The 18,930-nt window shown below is 42.7% G+C and carries 18 protein-coding genes; all 18 read right to left on the bottom strand.

Going from position 1 to position 18,930, the window contains the following annotated elements:
• Positions 1-19: 19 nt before the first annotated feature.
• The 18 genes from LSG31_RS13820 to LSG31_RS13735 all read right to left on the bottom strand — a co-directional run bounded on the left by LSG31_RS13820 (position 20) and on the right by LSG31_RS13735 (position 18,837).
• The gene (locus tag LSG31_RS13820; RefSeq protein WP_347435675.1) at positions 20-868 is read right to left on the bottom strand and encodes a polysaccharide deacetylase family protein; all 849 of its coding nucleotides are present in this window, start codon (positions 866-868) and stop codon (positions 20-22) included.
• Complete coding sequence (locus LSG31_RS13815) at positions 869-1,666, bottom strand: SDR family NAD(P)-dependent oxidoreductase (RefSeq protein WP_347435674.1); 798 nt, start codon at positions 1,664-1,666, stop codon at positions 869-871.
• Positions 1,667-1,677: 11 nt separating this feature from the next.
• On the bottom strand, positions 1,678-2,586 hold the full coding sequence (locus tag LSG31_RS13810; RefSeq protein WP_347435673.1) for an ABC transporter permease: 909 nt from the start codon (positions 2,584-2,586) through the stop codon (positions 1,678-1,680).
• A complete protein-coding gene (locus tag LSG31_RS13805) occupies positions 2,583-3,512 on the bottom strand; it encodes an ABC transporter permease (protein WP_347435672.1) in 930 nt (309 codons plus the stop codon). Before LSG31_RS13805 ends, LSG31_RS13810 begins: the two co-directional genes overlap by 4 nt.
• 12 nt (positions 3,513-3,524) lie before the next feature.
• On the bottom strand, positions 3,525-5,063 hold the full coding sequence (locus LSG31_RS13800) for an ABC transporter substrate-binding protein (RefSeq protein ID WP_347435671.1): 1,539 nt from the start codon (positions 5,061-5,063) through the stop codon (positions 3,525-3,527).
• Between the two features lie 136 nt (positions 5,064-5,199).
• Positions 5,200-6,708 (bottom strand): sodium:solute symporter family protein, encoded by a 1,509-nt coding sequence (locus LSG31_RS13795; RefSeq protein ID WP_347435670.1) that lies wholly within the window; start codon positions 6,706-6,708, stop codon positions 5,200-5,202.
• Between the two features lie 84 nt (positions 6,709-6,792).
• Positions 6,793-7,050 (bottom strand): DUF3311 domain-containing protein, encoded by a 258-nt coding sequence (locus LSG31_RS13790; RefSeq protein WP_347435669.1) that lies wholly within the window; start codon positions 7,048-7,050, stop codon positions 6,793-6,795.
• Between the two features lie 2 nt (positions 7,051-7,052).
• A complete protein-coding gene (locus LSG31_RS13785; RefSeq protein ID WP_347435668.1) occupies positions 7,053-8,318 on the bottom strand; it encodes an amidohydrolase in 1,266 nt (421 codons plus the stop codon).
• Between the two features lie 399 nt (positions 8,319-8,717).
• Positions 8,718-9,110, bottom strand: a complete 393-nt coding sequence (locus LSG31_RS13780; RefSeq protein ID WP_347435667.1) for a RidA family protein — start codon at positions 9,108-9,110, stop codon at positions 8,718-8,720.
• Positions 9,107-9,781, bottom strand: a complete 675-nt coding sequence (locus LSG31_RS13775) for a helix-turn-helix transcriptional regulator (protein WP_347435666.1) — start codon at positions 9,779-9,781, stop codon at positions 9,107-9,109. Before LSG31_RS13775 ends, LSG31_RS13780 begins: the two co-directional genes overlap by 4 nt.
• Positions 9,782-11,005 carry a threonine synthase gene (locus LSG31_RS13770; RefSeq protein ID WP_347435665.1) on the bottom strand — a complete coding sequence of 408 codons (1,224 nt, stop codon included), beginning with the start codon at positions 11,003-11,005 and terminating at the stop codon, positions 9,782-9,784.
• Positions 11,006-11,234: 229 nt separating this feature from the next.
• Positions 11,235-12,596, bottom strand: coding sequence for a purine-cytosine permease family protein (locus LSG31_RS13765; protein WP_347435664.1), 1,362 nt, complete (start codon positions 12,594-12,596; stop codon positions 11,235-11,237).
• Between the two features lie 292 nt (positions 12,597-12,888).
• Positions 12,889-13,350, bottom strand: a complete 462-nt coding sequence (gene grdA, locus LSG31_RS13760) for a glycine/sarcosine/betaine reductase complex selenoprotein A (protein ID WP_347435663.1) — start codon at positions 13,348-13,350, stop codon at positions 12,889-12,891.
• Between the two features lie 66 nt (positions 13,351-13,416).
• Complete coding sequence (locus tag LSG31_RS13755; RefSeq protein ID WP_347435662.1) at positions 13,417-13,734, bottom strand: thioredoxin family protein; 318 nt, start codon at positions 13,732-13,734, stop codon at positions 13,417-13,419.
• A complete protein-coding gene (gene grdC, locus LSG31_RS13750) occupies positions 13,731-15,182 on the bottom strand; it encodes a glycine/sarcosine/betaine reductase complex component C subunit beta (RefSeq protein WP_347435661.1) in 1,452 nt (483 codons plus the stop codon). The genes LSG31_RS13755 and grdC overlap by 4 nt, the downstream gene beginning before the upstream one ends.
• A gap of 32 nt (positions 15,183-15,214) precedes the next feature.
• Positions 15,215-16,186: a thioredoxin-disulfide reductase gene (gene trxB, locus LSG31_RS13745; RefSeq protein WP_347435660.1), complete on the bottom strand. Its 972-nt coding sequence runs from the start codon at positions 16,184-16,186 to the stop codon at positions 15,215-15,217.
• Positions 16,187-16,209: 23 nt separating this feature from the next.
• Positions 16,210-17,517, bottom strand: a complete 1,308-nt coding sequence (locus LSG31_RS13740; RefSeq protein WP_347435659.1) for a glycine/betaine/sarcosine/D-proline family reductase selenoprotein B — start codon at positions 17,515-17,517, stop codon at positions 16,210-16,212.
• Positions 17,518-17,529: 12 nt separating this feature from the next.
• A complete protein-coding gene (locus LSG31_RS13735) occupies positions 17,530-18,837 on the bottom strand; it encodes a glycine/sarcosine/betaine reductase component B subunit (RefSeq protein ID WP_347435658.1) in 1,308 nt (435 codons plus the stop codon).
• Positions 18,838-18,930 lie beyond the last annotated feature (93 nt).

The following is an 18,930-nucleotide window of genomic DNA, read 5'->3' as shown; positions in this document are numbered from 1 at the left end:
ATTTAACAGATATGTTGGCTTATCGCATGTGATGTATTGTTTCGCGAAATTGATCAGGATAGGCCGTTCTGTGGTATGCAGCCACTTCTTCACACGTTGCCCACCATACTTCCGTATCCTTTTTTAGATGTTTGATCAATTCTTCTAACGCTAAGATACGTGAAGCTCGACCACTGATCCATGGATGCATTGTTACCATAAACAGTCCGCCAAATCTTTTCATCCCCTCAAATTCTTGTTTCCAGGAATCGATTACAACCTTGGGATTGATAGGGGGTGGTGAAGCAGAACTTCCACCGGTATATCGATAGAAAATTGCGTCATCCAGCAACCATTGCACTGGAATTTCCGGCAAACCACCGATCCAATACGGGTGATCATATCCCATTAAGGAACTATCATAAAGTACTTGATGGCGCATGATTATGTTAAATGCAGATTCTGTCATTTCCCAAGAAGGTGAGCGATATCCCATTTGGCGTTGACCTGTAATTTTTTGTAGAGACTCCTTGGCTTGTATAAGTGTCTCTTCTATCTCTTCTTCATTTAATTCATCTACCCGCTCATGAAGATACCCATGCAAACCAATCTCATGCCCATATTTCACTATCTCTTCTACTGCTTGTGGATACTGTTCAGCGATTCGGCCAGGTATAAAAAACGATGCCTTGCTATCCCACTTTGCCAACAAATCAAGAATGCGATGCACTCCTTGACGAGGGCCAAAACGCCGCTGTTCAAATTCTCCCATTGTCTTCACATTTTGATTACGGGATCTCCACAAAAAAGGAGTTTCTCCGTCAAAGTCAAAACTCAGTATGACAGCGCACTTTTTTCCATCTGGCCAATGATATGCCAAGTCTTTCACTTAGACACCCGCCTCTTCAGAAAAACTTTTGGGCAACTTGAAATTTCCGGCGGAGCGCCCACCATCAACAGGTAAAGTAGCCCCGGTAATAAATGATGCTCGCTCAGAACATAAAAATAAAATCGCTTCAGGGGCATCATCGGGGCCAGAGGTGCGGCCAAGAGGAATCCCACTAATCATCGTCTGAATATAGTTTTCCGATAATGGACTCACTTCACTTCCTGGTGCAAATCCAGGACCTACCGCGTTCACGCGAATTTGATAGGGAGCAAGCTCTAGGGCAAAGGCACGTGTTAACATGGCTAATCCTGCTTTTGAAACAGAGTAATGGCCTCCTCCAATTCGTGTGGTTGTGGCGGCTCCAGAACTCATATTGATAATCGAACCCTTGATTCTATTTTGAATCATTACTTTCGCAAGCTCACGTGTTAATAAAAAAGGGGCTCGCAAATTTACATCTAAAACTTCATCCCATTCCTCATTCGTCATATGAATGAGTTCCTGACTCGGATATATCCCTGCATTATTGATGACAATATCTGCGGCTCGCCACCTTACTTGGATTAACTCTACCAGTTCATTGATCGAATTTGGATCACGCAAATCTGTCGCGTGAAGAATCACATCGCTTCCTGCCAAGTCCGGGTCATTGGCTAACTTAATCAATTCTTCTTTACGTATGTCAGAGATACAAAGGGACGCTCCTTGTTTGGCAAATGCTTTTGTAATCCATTGGCCGATAACTCCTGCGGCCCCCGTTATAACCACCCGTTTGCCGATAAATTGCTTGTCAGACATTCCATCACCCTCTATTTATTCGATAGTTTATCTTTTGGATCTAAAACATCTCGAATGAAGTCACCGATCAAATTGATTGAGAGTACGACTAAAAAAATTGCCATACCTGGGAATGTAGCCAACCACCAGGCGGTATCTACATATTGTTGTCCCTCTGTGAGCATCGAACCCCAACTGGGATTCGGAGGTTGAACACCCAATCCTATAAAGGAAAGTGATGCCTCATATATGATCATGAGTCCAACTTCAAGTGTAGCGACAACAACCAATGATGGTATGATCTCAGGTAAAATGTGTTTAACGATTAATCTCCATGAACGCGCACCAAGTGCCTTCGCAGCCTGGACAAATTCCTGATTCACAGTCGCAAGTGTTTGTCCGAAAGCGACCCTTGCGTAGCGAGGCCAGCGCGTAATGCCAAGAACAATAATAAGATTCATAAGATTTGGTCCCAACACGGCGACCGTCAAAATGGCTAATAATAGAAATGGAATTGAAAGCACAATATCGGCAACGCGCATAATCATTGTCCCGACTCGGTTCTTATAGAAACCCGCAAGTATCCCAAGCAGCCCACCGATCAAACCAGATAGAAACACCGAGGCGACAGAAACGGATAACGATACCCTTGCCCCATATAGCAAACGACTATAAACATCCCTGCCCAATTCATCCGTTCCCAAAAAATAAGTTGAACCATGCGAACTATATCCTGGTCCTTTTAGACGAAGCGATAAATCTGTAAGATTTGGTGGATGATTTGTAAAAACACTTGGCAACAATGCTACAAGAATAAAAACCGCTAGGATAATGCTAAATGGGGCAATTTGAATCCATTTATTTTTCCAGTTGAAACGTTTTTGAAGTGCATTGAATTGGGAAGGTGTAAAATCATCCAGTTTGGTTACATCAGATGTCATTCCGCCACATCCTTCCCTAATTTAATTCGCGGATCCACCAATCCATACAATAAATCTGTGATTAAGTTAATGAAGATATAGGTGCCTGCCCCAAGAAGTACAATTGCTTGAACAAGTGGAAAATCTCTTGCCGCTATGGATTGAATCGTCAACTGTCCGAGACCTGGCCAGGCGAATATCGTTTCCGTAATTACGGCTCCTCCAAGCAGGTTTGCTGCTTCCAAGCCAATAATTGTGATAATGGGAATTGCGGCATTGCGTAAAATATGTCGAATCAATAAACGAGCATTCCCAACACCTTTTGACCGTGCTGTTTTTACGTAATCTTTTCCAAGTTGTTCAATTACGCTGGAGCGCGTCATACGAGCAACTGTCGCCATAGAAAGAGAAGCAAGTGTTATCGCTGGCAGAACTAACGATTGTATTCCACTTGAACCCGAGGAAGGTAACAAATGCAACCGTACACTCATTAACATGATCAATAGAATACCAGTCCAAAACGCTGGCATGCTTTGCCCAATTAAAATAATCGGCATTAGCATGCGTTCGATCCATTTCCCTCGATAGATTGCAGTAAGCATTCCGATCGTAATGCCGATAGCCAAAGAAATGACAAGTGCTGCCAGAGCAAGCTCTACCGTATATGGAACCCTTTCCATGACAATATCCATGGCCGGCTGACTCTGAACGTATGAATATCCTAAATTTCCTTGCAAAAGATTTTTAATAAATAAGATGTACTGGATGCCCAAAGGCTTATCAAGGCCCAGTGAATGCCGAAGATTCGCAATATCTTCAGCAGTGGAGTTTTGCGGAACCATCAGAAGCACCGGATCACCTGAAAGGTGTAATATAAAAAAGACGATCGTTGAGACTCCCAAAATCGATATAACAGCTTGGAATATCCGTCTTCCAGCGTATCCCACCGATCTTCCCCCTTATTTCTTTTGTAGTTTTATGTCTTGCACAAAGAAATTCTCTTGGGCATCCGGTTTCCATTGTATTCTTTTGCTAGCTCCATATAAGGAATCCATTTGCCAAAGACCGATTCCAGGAACATCGTTTTGAAGGATCGTAAATGCTTGATTATAGTCCTTCATTCGTTGATTCGTATCTGTATTGGTGCGCGCATCATCGACTAAAGAATCGAACGATTTGTTTGAATAGCTGCTCCAGATACTTCCTGTATGGAAAAGTGGGTAAATGGTTCCGTCTGCATCCATGCACGAACAAGACCACGTTCCCATCCGAATATCTCCCCAGTTATGTGAGGAATTTTGAATTTTCTTCAGGTATGTTGCCTGATCTGTACTAACAATGTTTACTTTAATACCGATTTGGCTTAAATCTCCTTGAATCGCCTGTATAATTCTCTGATCATAGGAAGGGGAAGTTGCAAATGTTAGCGTAACTCCATTGGAATACCCTGCTTGTTGTACGAGCTCTTTCGCTCTACTCGGGTTATATTCAAACCCGGGTACGTTTTTGTCATATCCGAATGCAACGGGTGTCAGTACTTCTTTGACGGGTTGTGCATATCCATGTTCCAAAGAAGACATTAATGATGGATAATTAATTCCATATGCGATTGCTCGACGAAGAAGGGCCGATTTGACTGGTGTATTGCCTAAAACATTAAATGCAAGGTAGGCAACACGTTCTGTAGGTGCTGAGAGAACCTGCAAATTGCTACTGCCCTTAATCGTTTGCACATCATCTGGACTAATCGGAAATGCAATATCGGCTTTCCCAGATTGTAGATCTGCGACCCGGCTGGCATCGTTAGGGACGGACCGAAATACAACCTGTTTTATTTCAGACTGCCCTTTCCAGTAATTTGTATTTGCTTTTAACACGACTTGATTTCCTTTTTCCCACTTATCCAATTCATAAGGACCGCTGCCTATTGGATGTAGATTAAAATATTCATTACCATGTTGTTGAATATATTTTTTTGGAACAATACTTAATGTGGTAAGTTCTGATAAAAGCGTTGGAGCGGGCTTAGCTGTCGTTATAGTAACAGTATTTCCGGAGGAAGCGACAGATTTTACTACACTAAAGTTAGCATTCTGTGGACTATGCAGAGATGGATCTAAAATTCGTTGCAAACTAAACGCTACATCATCAGCCGTTAATTTATCCCCATTTTGGAACGTAATATCGTTTCGGATGGTAAATGTCCACGTGGTAGGAGAGTCTTGCTTCCAGGATTCAGCTACCCACGGCACTATTTTTAAACTAACTGGATCACGGTGCAAAAGATTATCAAAAATATTCCGATATACTGTGTAACTTTCTAGATTATATTGTAAACCCGGATCTAATGTCGAAGGGTCATTTGCCTCATCCACCACAAGCGTAGGAACATTTGTGCTTTGACTGCCCGAAGTGGCAGAAGTACCGCAACCTGAAACCAAACTTACCAGTAGAAAGCATGAGAAACCAATATTTATTTGTTTCCATTTTCCCCGCATTCTCTTTCCCCCTTTAAGTTTTATACTTTTTTTCGGTTAAAACCTATTATTATTACTATTTATTGAGTATTTAGTATATTATATCTAATATCCTGGAAATAACTTGGTGTCAAAATTCTTCACGCCTCTTTTTCTATCATACGCCTATCTTTTGTTCTTCTGGATAGTTGAAAGCGATGTTCTCTTCTTCCTCATTTACACCCACCCGTATCGCTGCATCGGAAGGCGATTTTGTTGCAAGACTGACCAATACAGTAATTGCAATATTGAAAAGCAAAGCGATAAAACCGGTATTCATGGTAAAAGCAATTGATTTTTCAAAGTGGATCACAGATGGTACCGTGATCCCAACAAGGCCTGCTACAGAACCTGCGAGAACACCATATGCAGTAATCCTTTTCCAAAGAAGTGCAAGAATAAATCCCGGTCCAATCTGGGATACGGCAGAATATGCAATCAAAAGGATTTGTACAATGGTTTTGTTGCTATGAATCGTGAGCCATACAGATAGGATCACACCTGCAATTAATGCGAGTCTTCCAACCATGAGCGCTTTTTTGTCGGAAGCATTTGGATGTATGACATTTCGATAAATACTTTGCGAAAAAATCGTTCCCAGCGTTAATAACAAAGCTGAACTTGGAATAATCGCAATTAGCATCCCTGCCGCACCAAGCAATCCCAAGAACCATCCTGGATAATAATTGGAAATTAACGTCAACAATGCAGCATTGCTATCCTTGAGCTTTGGCAATACGAGCAAAGCAGCAAATCCAATGACAAAGACAAAGAAATAAGAAAGGGCATACAACGGTTGAAATACAGCGTTTTTCCGGATCGCATCCGCACTTTTGGCGGAGCAGGTCATTTGAAATTGATGCGGCCACATCCAATAACCAACATTCACCATAAGAATCGTTGACATAAACCATAATACGGTTTGTCCTTTTTTCGGCGCTAAACCTGGCAAACTCGCATACGTCGAATATTTTTGATTCATAAGCTCAAATATATGCGAGATACTTCCTAAGTGCGTAGCGGATGCGATCGTCATGGTTACACCAATAAGAACGGCAAGCATTAACAGATCCTTCACGATCGATGCAAAGGCAGTCCCGCGAATTCCTGCCGTAAAAACAAAGATAAGCACAAGTAAGCCAGATACAATCACTGCCCATGTCTTATCAATAGCTCCGTGGAAAATGATTTGTATGATAAGGGATAATCCGGTAAATTGAAGCTGTGTGTAAGGAATCATAGCTAAAATACCAATAATCGCAATAGCAGATGCCAACCACCTACTCTCAAATCGTAAGCGGAAAAAATCAGCCTGTGTATATATGTCGTGTTTTTTGCCGATCGACCAGATGCGCGGCAGTAGCCAGTAACCTAATACGTAACCTAAGGCGACGTTAGCCAAAATATAGAAACCAGGCGCCCCGTATTGATACGCCCATCCACTTGCTCCAAGAAAGGCGAAGGTTGTGAAGATTTCCCCTGCACTTAAAAACCAGAATAATAGAGTACCAAAACTTCTTCCTCCTACCGCCCACTCTCGCATGTCCATTTTCCTGCCTTTAATGGCAAAATACATGCTACATGCGGTAGTTAGAAGTAATACCATAAATGCAATCATAATTACCATCATTTTATCCCCCTTCCCCTATTGAGCATGGCAAAATTTTCGGTCTTCCCAGGTATTGAAAGATTGCCATGCCGAAGTGCAATTTCAGCTTCCTTTCGATTCAACGTGATGTATCATTTGAATTGTCTGCTCGGCGGAATGATTCGATTGTATGTCGAGATAATAAACGACTCCGATGAAAATGCTCACAACGATCACACCAAGCAGCATCCATAGCAGTAAAAAAGGGATACCGAACGGATGGATCTTACTAGTATTTATAAAGGGAATCAGCAACACATCCCAAATATATGGCACAAGAAGGAAAATCCAATATTTTGGCACTCTTTTTTTGCGGTTCACTGTTAACCCTCCCGTACATGTAACGTGCGTTTTGCAATACGTTCCAAAAGTTCCACACTCATAGGAATTGCGTCTTCTCCAATATCAAATTTTTGATGATGATGAGGTGCAGCAATCGGAGTGCCTATGACCATATACGTCCCTTGACCTCCGCACTCCTGAACGCGACGAATCAGGAAACTGGCATCTTCACTTCCTCCAAAATTATAATACTCTTTGAAAGAGTCAAATCCCCTCGTGTTTTTTGCTTGTTCAAGGACTGTTGCAATCATATTCTCATCACATACGAGGGTAGTTGCTTCACCAATCACTTCTATTTCATAGCGCAAACCATGCATGGCAGCACTATGCTCAATAATATCTCGCACTCGTTTTTCCAATTCGTTGTTTATTTCCGCCAATGAAGCTCGTGTCTCAATAATCATTTTTGCGTATTGTGGAATAATATTTGGCGCTGTTCCTCCTTCTAACACGCCCACATTTACACGTGTAGGACACGAACTGAACCTTGGAAGAGAATGAATGTTCAATAATGCGGTTGCAGCACCTAATAATGCGTTTCGGCCTTTCTCCGGTGAAATACCGGAATGAGAAGGAACACCGTGAAAATGCGCGAGTAATTTGGTAGTGGCAAGTAAATCTTTTGATCCGCCATAAATTTCTCCTAAAGGAACATCAAGACCAAGATGCAGACAAAAAAGCTGATCAATATCGTCTGCCATACCCTTTTTCACAATGGAATAAGCGCCACGTCCACCTTCTTCTGCCGGTTGGAAGATTAATTTAAGCGTTCCTGAAAAATTTTGATCTGACATTTTTTCTGCAAGACTTAACCCGATCGCCGTATGGGCGTCATGTGCACAAGCATGCATGTTCCCTTCATATTTTGACCTGAACTCAGAGGATTGTGGAAAATGATCGAGATCTGTACTTTCTTGAATAGGCAACGCATCCATATCGAAGCGGAATGCAACAGTCGGGCCAGTTCTTTTCCCTTTCAAGATGCCAATGACTGCCGTATTTCCCCCTTTCATTTTTTCAATAATTTTTGGGTTGGCTCCACCCGCCAGTGCCCTATTATATGCGGCTTCAAGTTCTTCTTCAGAAGGAACACCTCGTCGGGATTGCGGGTCTAACGCAGCAGCACCATATATCACCTCGTAACCAAGAGACTTTAGGATTTCCACAACCTTCGATGCAGTACGAAATTCCGTAAAACCAACCTCCGGATATTTATGAAACTCCCGCCGCAATGCAATAGCATCCATTCGCATCAACTCCCTTTAGTTATATAATTTTCAAGAACATAGCGGTAAATGAGTATGAATGTAGCATATAAAAATATGGTTTTAAATCGGCATAGATTCATCTGCCTCTTTGTGTTTATCAAGGCAATGGCTTTATTACTTGCAAATGAGAAAGGTAAATGATTATTACAACGGTAATAGATGGGATCGATACTCTCTCTGAACAAGTTGATACACTGGCTCAGGAATATTACTGAAAAAGTATTTCGAGCTATCGAATAACATGCAGCAGATGTCATAGAAGCAAAGTAATACATTGAGGATAAACCAAAGGAACTCATTTTTCTTTGTTATCTGCAAATCAGTGAAAAGGAAGTTCGTTCAATTTTTCTTTTGTTGAGTGGATATACGACAGCGTTTTTAGTTTTGGGAACCACCCATATAGGCAATGGCTTCAATTTCGACCAGTACATCTTTCGGAAGGCGACTTACCTCCACTGTTGAACGAGCAGGGCGATGATTCCCCAAGAATCTACCATACTCTTCATTAATAGATGCAAACTGATTCAAATCCTTAACAAATATGGTTGTTTTCACAATATGCTCGAATGTAACGCCTTCACTTTCTAAAATCGCTTTAATATTTCTCATGACTTGCTGTGTTTGAAGAATCATGTTCTTTTCTACAACTTCATTTGTTTCGGGATTTATGGGAATTTGACCTGAAAGAAAAAGAAATTCTCCTGCTTTCATTGCCTGGGAATAGGATCCAATTGCTGGCGGCGCTTTTTCAGTATGAATCATTTTCATCATTTTTCTTTTACTTCCTCCTCTATATGATATTCATTATGCGTTCGAATTTTTTGCAGATAGTTATAAATCGTAAACTTCGAGACACCTAGAATGGTTGCTACGTATTCCGTTGCCCCTTTGATTAAAAATGTCCCTCTTTGTTCGAGTTGCCGAACACACTCTACTTTTTCGTCCATGCTCATTACGGACGGCGCCTTTTTGAATCCTTGCAGCACCTGTTCAGCCATACCCTGAATCACATCGTGCACAGAGGAGAAAAAATTTTCTGATTTTGATTGTTCTTCATCAAATGTAATAAAATTTCCAACTTCTCCTTCCAGTTGCATTAGCAAGCTGATATCGTAATTCATGCAAAGTGCGCCAATAATGTGATCGTCTGCATCCCGTAAAAAAACGGTAGATGATTTCATAACAATCCCATTTTTGCTTTGAGTTTTGTAATTGGGCATATCGTTTATTTCTGTTATCGGCTTGTTTAATTCTTGTAACACCAAATCCGTAATAGGAGAACCAATTTTTCGATCTGTGATGGAACCAGCCAAATGAATTAAAGACTGTTCCAAATTATCAAAATTATGAACGGCTACTTCACAGCGTGACCCGAACATTTTCACGAGCATATCTGCTGTTCGAATAGCCAAATCAAAAATTGCTTTATGACACTCTTTCATCTACACCATCAGTCCTCTTTGAATACATTCCTCAGGTTGTAATAACGGTACTTCTACGCGTACAGTATCCGGATATTTAATGCCTAGCCCGGTATTAAGCGCAACGACGGTCTCGCCTTCTTTAATCCAACCGCTCTCTCTTAATCTTCTGGCCGCTACAAAGGTAGAAGCTCCTTCAGGGCATATAAAAGAACCTTCAAGTACTGCAACTTTTTGTTGTTCAACTAATATAGACGTGTCGTCAATGGCAATGGCGCATCCATTTGTTTTGTAAATCGCATCAAGGACAAGGAAATCTCCAAGAGCTTTCGGGACGTTTATACCAAATGCTATCGTAGAAGAGTTTGCCCAAAATTCCGACTCCGTTTTCTCTTCTTCCCAGGCCTTTACAATCGGCGCACATCCAGCCGCTTGAACAGCTACCAATCTAGGGAGTGGTCCTTGAACCCAACCAAGTGTTTGCAATTCGGTTAACGCTTTGTATATACCGATAATGCCTACTCCACCGCCAGTAGGATATAAAATGACATCCGGCATTTTCCATCCCATTTGTTCGGCAATTTCTAATCCCATCGTTTTCTTTCCTTCAATTCTGTAAGGTTCTTTTAATGTTGAAGCATCGAAAAGCTCATAATCTCTTACCGCCTGTCCCACTATTTTCCCCGCGTCACTAATCAAACCGTTTACCAAATAAAGATTCGAGCCGGATATCGCACACTCATTTCTCGTAATCATCGGTGCATCAACCGGCATGACAACCGTTGTGCGTATTCCAGCTCTTGCTGCGTAAAGCGCCCAAGCAGCTCCGGCATTCCCGTTTGTCGGCATAGCCAACTCCTGAATACCCAATTCTTTTGCTTTTGATACGCCAACTGCGGCACCGCGCGCCTTAAAAGTACCAGTTGGAATAATTCCCTCATCTTTCATATACAAGTTCGAAATAGACATATCCTTTCCCAATTTAGGCATTGGAATGAAAGGAGTCATTCCTTCACCCAATGAAACTACATGTTTCTGTTCTTCCACCGGAAGTAATTCATGGTATCTCCAAATCGTTGAATCTCGCTCTAGCAAATCACTTGGATGAAGTTTTCGGCGTAATTCGTCAAGGTGATAGTTCACCAATAGCGGAGAACCACACGTACATAATTGATGTACATCCTTTACATTGTAAACAGATTCACATTTCGGGCAATACAAGTGTGAAACGTAACTGTATGACATCCACCAGCAACCCCTTTTTATTTACAACAAAATTTTAATGATTAAAATTTTGTTGTAATTCTTACAAAAATAATAGCATGTTCAATTCTGAATTACAACAATTTTTTGATAATTAATCGCGATTTTTGTAAACCCGAGATACAATTTTATATAAAATAGAGCATCCATTCTCCCGGATGCTCCCAACCTTTTTTTCAAATAGATTAAAAAATCCATGTTTGTCAATCCCTTAAGCTCTTGCCATAGAATTTCGCCGAAATATGAAATACAGGATGCCGGCAGCCAGAAATCCCACATAAAAACTGAGATCGGCGCCATTTAGCAGCTTGGCAACCGGGCCTGTATAAAGTGTACTGCTCATAAACGGGATCGACACAAGTATGCCAAGCAAAAAAGCACCCACTCCACTTCCCACGGAATTTGGAACGGTTCCTTTTTCAATACGAACAACGGATCGATGTCGAAATATAAAGAAGTCTACAATGAGTATTGCAATCCACGGCGTCACCCAATACCCAAGCAACAGCAAGAAATTTTCGTAAAAACTTTCAAATCTCCCCGCGCCTGCAAGACTTAAAAAAAGCCCCACGACCATCGCCACAACCGTTAAACCAGTACGACTCATTCGAAGATCAAGGGCTCCCGCCGACAACGCATTGGAATATAAATTCAGTGCATTCGCCGCTACTCCGCCAAGAATTATCGCAATCACCATCGGTATCGCCCATCTTCCCGTGACATTGGCCAATGCATGGATCGCATTCCCGCCATGGGGACCGGCGATACCAGCAGTAACAGCCCCTAAAATCTCAAGCCATAAGGAAGCTGCGACAGATCCCAGAAACGCCCACACAAACCCTTTTGCCATTGACGTATGTTCCGGAAGATAGCGACTATAATCGGACGCATACGGCGCCCAACTCGCAATATAGGAAAACGCTGCTCCCGCAACAATGACTGCCATTGCCAGTGGATGAGGGGTAGTTCCGGCATAGGAAACAGCAGCGATTTGCGAACCTGTGAGAAATGAAGCGATCAAAAAGAGAATGCCAAGCACAACAGCCATGATGCGTTCAAAAGAATGAATCAGATTATGTCCATAAATCGCCAAAAATCCTTGCACGAGAATCAGGATGATGCTGCCTACGATAAATGAAAGGCGCGGAAACAGGATCTGCAAACCGAATACACCTAAAATATTATTGACCGTAAACCAGCCAACCGTACTGATCCAGTTCAACAAGGCAGGTAGATATCCGCCGATTCTCCCAAAGGACATCCGGCCGATCATCAATTGCGGAAGACCAAACGTCGGTCCCATGACAGCCGCCAAAGCAAGCAATACTCCTCCCAGTATGTTCCCTATTATGATACTTCCCAGTATCATTGGCCAAGACAATCCCAAATGTACCGGAAGAAATCCAAGCGCAAAATCCGCAATGGACAAATTGGCCCCGAGCCACAATGTAAAGAGTTGAAACGGTGTGCCATGACGTTCCGATGCATCGACTCTTTCGACGCCATACGGTTCCACTTGCAAGATTCGATCCCTGTAACGGCCATGACCCGTTGATTCTGCGGAAACTGTCATCTATCTATGCTCCTTTATTGTTTATTCGTTTTGCATGATGGTATTAAAAAGAGTATTAACAAGATATTCCTATTCTATAAGTTCAGCTTTTTTTCTTCGAATATTTTCGCAATTTCCAAAGCTGACAAAGGTGTCAGTTCGGAAGGCTTGACAATCATTGAATCGTTCGTAGGGCTGATTCTATTAAGAACGGAGTTTCGTTGTAAAGGCCATTCAAACCAAATCGTACTTGGTTTGAATGGCCCAATTTACAGCTAACTGCTTTGGTGAAAATATGGATCAACGCTTTTCACTATTTTATTTTCGAACGAGCAGTTTTCATAATTTCACAAATTGCATCCTTATCTAAAGATAATTCAGCAACACCTGCTTGTTCTTGATATACACCTTCGGGTATGAGTGCCTTTATTTCGTCCTCCAAAATGTGATAGACGTCGAGGCCCAATGAAACCCCGGCCAACGGTCCCGCGTATGTCGGATCCCCCAACGTGACTGTTTCAGCATAAATGTCCGCACTTTCGGCGTCCGGAGAACCTAAAAGTATCAGTATATTTTCTTTGCCATGCTCTTCCACTGCTTTCATAAGGCGACCTTGAACCTCAAGGTCCATTGCTCCGGCAGCCGTTCAGACAAAACATTGGGTATCAAAAAATATGATTTCTCCATTGGCTGCCTGTACACACTCAGCAATAGCGGGAGCAGGCACGCCATCTCTCTCACCGAGAATAAAAACTTTCTTGCCTTGTAGCGACATAAAAATCTCTCCTTTTTTGAAATTGAATTTAAAAATGAATCTACAAGTACGTGTGACAATTTTTTATTAGACTTGCTCAGCCAGCACGTTTTCAATATCTTGAATCGCAATGTCTTTGCTGCTTAGTCTACTGACTTCTATTCCATTCTTATAAAGCAGAAAGGCCGGTAATCCTATTACTTTTAAATCAATACAAAGCCTGCGATTTTGTGCACTATTTAATTTCACGATTTTTACCTTTTCACGATAGGTTTCAGAAAGGCTTTCCACTTGCGGCAGCAAAGCAAGACAAGGTTGACAGGAAGGTCCCCATATATCGACCAAAACGGGCATTTCGGATTCAAGAACTTCTATTGTGAAATTTTCTTTGTTTACCTCGATCATCTCTCCAGGCCTCCTGTGTTTTTTTCAATCAGAAATGACATTCCATCCGATAATTTTGTCATTTTCCCCAGGAATAAACTACCTTTTGCGATAAACATGGTGTTGTTGATTTCACCATTCATGATCATCTCTCTGGCATGAACAAGAAAAGGAATGGCTGCGGCAATATGCCCTTGCGTGGGAGAGAATCCGGGCATTCCATAGGATATTTCGAATTCCGGGATCTTTGCTTTGTCCATTTCCCCGCGTATCACAGCGATGCTTGCGAGTGTTCGATAATTGGTCTTCGGTACATCCCCATTGCCGTTTGGTTCCGTAACTTCCGGATTGTGCATTTCTACCGAATACTTATCAATATCCAGTATTTTTTTGCCGATGCCCTCAAGTGGGTTTACAACGAGTGTCTGATAAATATTCTGTGCGGATGAACCAGCTGAAATATTGTGTTTCCCAACCGCATCGAGTCGGATCACAGGGCTTTTTCCATCGTCCTTCCCGATCAAAATGGCAATCGCGCCCAGTTGATCCTCCAGAATCGGCATATCATGTTTTAAATGTCCGGCAAGTTTCATTCCAAGCTTTGCCAAGCACCCTCCGCCAACGACAAGCACTTCATCATATAAGCCGGATTGAACAAGGCTTGCAGCCACAACGACCGCATGGGTCGGCGCACAGCAAAAGGATTTAAGGTCGGAACCGCTCGCATTGACACATCCGGCCAATTCTGCGATCGATTTCGCCATATTGCCGCCGCCCCGTTGGTAGCGGTCACCTACAGCCTCTTCGTCACACCCGATCACATACTCAATTTGCTCCGGCGAAACATCAAACGATTTTAAAGCATGCCGCATCGCAACCAGGCCGGATGCCTTATTGCACAAATTCTCCAAGAGAATTTCAGCTGTTAAATTATCATCTTCTTCATGGCCGGTTAAAAAACATCCAATGACTTCCGTTTTATTTACGTGCAAAGGGATCCCTTTGCAGGCCGCAATGGCTTCTTCAATCTCAGCCCTATTCGCACCTTTTCCAAGCCGTTGCAAGTCGCCATCTTCAATTAAAGGATGTCCTGCCATTTTTTCTTTTACTTTTGCCAGAAAGCATTCTTCAAGCATCACAAGATTATATTCATCAGATAGTTTCAACCATCCGTAAAACTCGTCTTCCGGCATGATTTCTCCGTTTGTGCTAAAACGACCGGCATTTTGAATGGGCGATTGAACCCAAGGCCTTGGGATTTCCCGTAAAGAATCAGGTCTCATGTTGCCGATAAACGTTTGATTGGGCGGATATGAAACTGCATCCTCATAACTTCTTAAACTGTCTATAATTTTTTCCAGAAGCAAAGGGTCTTTCCTGATTTCTCTCTCTGGTTTGGATCCATGGCGTACCAGGCTAGGAATATGAATGATGACTGACGAAGTACCTTTAATAACCGGCGTTATCATAATTAGCCTCCTGTTTGTCTAATGTTCCGAATTTATACTGCTTTTTTTTCAACTTGAGTTCGGGATTCCTCCCTGAGTCTCTCATCCAAATCTTCAACATACTGCTGAGCCGATTGGGCTGCAAGACCTCCGTCCCCTGTTGCAGTGACTACCTGCCGCAATGTTTTCTCACGTACATCTCCTGCTGCAAATATTCCCGGTACATTTGTCCGCATGAGATCATCTGTGAGAATGTACCCATGTTCATTCGTGATTCCTAACCGTTTCACACAATCGGAGATCGGATCCATTCCCACATAGATAAACACCCCATGGCAAGAATAGTCTGTCTCCTCCCCGGTGATGATATCTTGAATTACAACACTTGATACCATGTTGTCCCCTCTGATTTCTTTCACTTGGCTGTTCCAGATAAACTGAATTTTCTCATTCTCCATTGCCCGTTTTTGAATGATTTTTTGCGCCCGCAACTCGTCACGCCGATGAACGATCGTTACTTTGCTGGCAAAGCGCGTCAGGAAGATTGCCTCTTCGACAGCAGAATCACCGCCTCCGACAACCACCAGTTCCAAATCTTCGAAGAAAGCGCCGTCACAAACGGCACAGTACGATACTCCGCGGCCGGAAAGTTCAATCTCTCCGGGAACTCCAAGTTTCCGATGTTCCGCACCCGTTGCAACAATGACCGATTTCGCCTTATATTCTTGCTCATCAACAAGAACTGTTTTATAGGGATTATCATTCTTGATTTCCCTGATATGCCCCCGGATATATTCCGAACCGAATTTCTTTGCATGCTGAAACATTTTTTCCGAAAGCTCCGGTCCTAAAATGGATTCATATCCCGGATAATTTTCGATATCCTCTGTATTGACCATTTGACCGCCTGGAGTGGTTTTCTCGATCATCAGAGTTTTCATGTTCGCACGCGATGCATAGACAGCTGCTGTCATTCCTGCAGGACCGGCACCGGCAATGATGACGTCATATACATTGTTTGACATATCTGTAAACTCTCCCGACTAAACTAGATTTTCACTTCAAATACAGTAGCTGCATCAATCTCTGTAGCCAAAGCATCCAAAGCAACGGCAACACGGTGTTTTCGCAGCTTCCACTGGTCCTCCTTGGAAAGATTCGGATTTCCTAGCGGGCAAGGAATGGAAACTGTCGGAACAATACGGTTTGCACCGACTGTTTTGGCAATCGGAACCAAGTTGCACATTTGAACAATCGTAAAACCACTACGCTCAAGCTCTCTCGTTATCGTTGCACCGCAACGTGTACAAGTTCCTCAGGTGGATGTTAAAATGATGGCGGAGACATTGGCCTCGTGTAACTGTTGGGCAATCTCTTGTCCCATCCGCATCGCATCTGCCTGACTCGTCCCGGTCCCGACAGTGCAATAGATATAATCATGCAGCTTCCCTATTCTGCCTTCTCTCTCAAATTCACGAAGAACATCCAATGGTACAATAACGTTAGGGTTTTCGTTTGCAAGTGTGGGATCAAATCCGGCATGAATCGTCTGCCATTCCCCTGCCGCCAATGAATCTAGGTTAGAAATGCTATATTTTCCCCATTTGGTCGCGGAAGCAGATTGTATACGATCGGGATTTCCTGCTGGAACAATACCTCCGGAACTTACAACAGCCACAGTTGCCGTACTCAAGTCAACTGGCGGTGCAATAGGAACAACATCTATCTTTGGCATGGGCATTTCCGTCACAAACGCTGCTCCATTTAATTTTTTGAGAAGCATGTCTACTACCCGGTCCGCTGCCGGTACTTCTGTAAAAGACTCCAATCGTATTCCACGCGGAAAATAACCTTCTGTGCTTGCCGCCCCGATTTGTTCTCTCTTTGCGAGCTTTTTCAAGAAATTTGCCAGCACGGGCACATCTTTTCTCATGGCAGCAGCGCTGTTGCCGCCGCTGAAGATATGAAGTTGTTTACGAAACATTTCAACGGCAGGGTTTTCGACATGCATGCTCGTTACGACAGATACACCGAATTTCTCTTGCACCGCTTTGCAAATTTCCGCGCAAGCAAATCCATACCGACCAGCGAGAAAAGCAGGACCTGCAATAAAGTAATCAAATTCTATATCAGACAAAAAGCTTAAAATTTGCCCGATCGCCAGTTCTTTCTTCGATCCGAAATAATTATCGCCACAAATGACTGTATGTGTAACTTCTATTTCGGGAGCAAGCAGGCTTCTTAGCAGCATCCCGGGCCCGACAACCCCATCCCGTATTTCAGGAAGATGGTCCGCCTTTTCCTCTCCCCCGATTTGCCCAAAAAATTGATTGATATAATGGACAGCTTTTTTCATTCGAGTCACCTCCTATAATTCAACAACGGTTTTAATAAATTCACCCGTGTTTCCGTCGGAACAGAACATTCCATTATTCTCCATTTCAATAGATCCGTCTTCTTTTACACAGCCTTCCCAGCCGCCTGAGTTTCCGTCCCGTGCCAATGCTTCAAGTTCACCAATAACGATCTCCATCGGCGGAAGTTTTAATAATTCGGAAACATTGCCAGTTGATACGATTGCATTTGCCTTTTCCGAAAGATCTACCAATGATTGGGAGCGTCCATCTCGGCCCGTACATTCATTCGTAATGCCGACAACTCGAATTCCCGCATCTTCCAATTCATTGATCACTGCAATAAAATCGGCATCCGGATTCCCATACCCTTCTTCACAAACAACGGCTCCCTTTGCCCCCAAAGTAGTTGCTATGTGTCTGACAAACAGTGCGGAACGATTCTTCTCTTCCAATTGAACATTAAGGTTCGTCAAGATGACACCTAAAAAATTAATTGTCTTCCCATGTTCTTTCATTAAGCGTTTAATGGTGGCGTTATTCACATGTTGATATGTTGAAATTTTCGACGAACAAGGCATAAAGCTTCCCGAAATGACCGCACCATCCAGCAGTTCGTTCGGATGGATGAGCGTCGGCACCATATGATTTGTATCCCACCCATATACCAAGGCATTGTATCCGTTTTCAAGCATTTGCGACTGCAATTGCAAAACATATACCACACCCGGAAGTTGATTCACCTCCGCGCTTCTTTTATCGATTGCAGGAAGATCATAGATTTCCATTTCTTCCGGTTCCCTGTTTTTTACACACTGACCAATATACTCGGCCAGCCTCATACCAGCCCAGCGCAATGCTTTATTCCGCTTTTGCTGCTCGTATCTTTCAAACTCTTCATCTGTATCTGCAACCAAGCAGATGTGAATGAGTTGAGAAAACATGGTTCTCTCTGCACCTGGGCCACTCATATCAATCAGTCCGTCCTGAAATCCGCCCCAGTGTTTCCCGACCGCCAATACACAACTACCTTTCAGCACATGTGTACGGCCGGACCCAGCGGGTGCAAGCTTATTTAGCGCACCTGGGAACATGACTCCTCCCGAAACTTTACACCGCGGTTCGATCGCTTCTTTTACCGGAATAATACGGATAGGATCACCTGGTTTTGCAATTACTAAATCCACATCCGTAATATGATCATCTTGACGAACGACTTGTAAAGCTTCTTCTTTATCAATTGTCAAAATTCCATTTTGAAACGATGTTTCGGAACCAAATAGGACATCCTTGACAAAAAAATTTCCAACTTCTAATTTCAATGAATCTCCCTCCTTAGCCATTTTCGATCTCGATTATATTATAATCATGATTATATAAATTGTGAACTGTTTTTTTAAAATTCAGGATTTTTT

Origin of the sequence: Fodinisporobacter ferrooxydans, from assembly GCF_022818495.1 — a bacterium.
Lineage (GTDB): Bacteria > Bacillota > Bacilli > Tumebacillales > MYW30-H2 > Fodinisporobacter > Fodinisporobacter ferrooxydans.
This window is presented reverse-complemented; position numbering and strand designations above follow the sequence as displayed.

Coding starts and splice junctions, on each gene's coding strand:
- LSG31_RS13775 (WP_347435666.1), bottom strand. CDS start 9,781: ATGAAAGAGTGTCATAAAGCAATTTTTGATTTGGCTATTCGAACAGCA.
- LSG31_RS13800 (WP_347435671.1), bottom strand. CDS start 5,063: ATGCGGGGAAAATGGAAACAAATAAATATTGGTTTCTCATGCTTTCTA.
- LSG31_RS13780 (WP_347435667.1), bottom strand. CDS start 9,110: ATGATGAAAATGATTCATACTGAAAAAGCGCCGCCAGCAATTGGATCC.
- LSG31_RS13755 (WP_347435662.1), bottom strand. CDS start 13,734: ATGATCGAGGTAAACAAAGAAAATTTCACAATAGAAGTTCTTGAATCC.
- grdC (WP_347435661.1), bottom strand. CDS start 15,182: ATGATAACGCCGGTTATTAAAGGTACTTCGTCAGTCATCATTCATATT.
- LSG31_RS13815 (WP_347435674.1), bottom strand. CDS start 1,666: ATGTCTGACAAGCAATTTATCGGCAAACGGGTGGTTATAACGGGGGCC.
- LSG31_RS13795 (WP_347435670.1), bottom strand. CDS start 6,708: ATGGTAATTATGATTGCATTTATGGTATTACTTCTAACTACCGCATGT.
- LSG31_RS13785 (WP_347435668.1), bottom strand. CDS start 8,318: ATGGATGCTATTGCATTGCGGCGGGAGTTTCATAAATATCCGGAGGTT.
- LSG31_RS13810 (WP_347435673.1), bottom strand. CDS start 2,586: ATGACATCTGATGTAACCAAACTGGATGATTTTACACCTTCCCAATTC.
- trxB (WP_347435660.1), bottom strand. CDS start 16,186: ATGTCAAACAATGTATATGACGTCATCATTGCCGGTGCCGGTCCTGCA.
- LSG31_RS13770 (WP_347435665.1), bottom strand. CDS start 11,005: ATGTCATACAGTTACGTTTCACACTTGTATTGCCCGAAATGTGAATCT.
- LSG31_RS13765 (WP_347435664.1), bottom strand. CDS start 12,596: ATGACAGTTTCCGCAGAATCAACGGGTCATGGCCGTTACAGGGATCGA.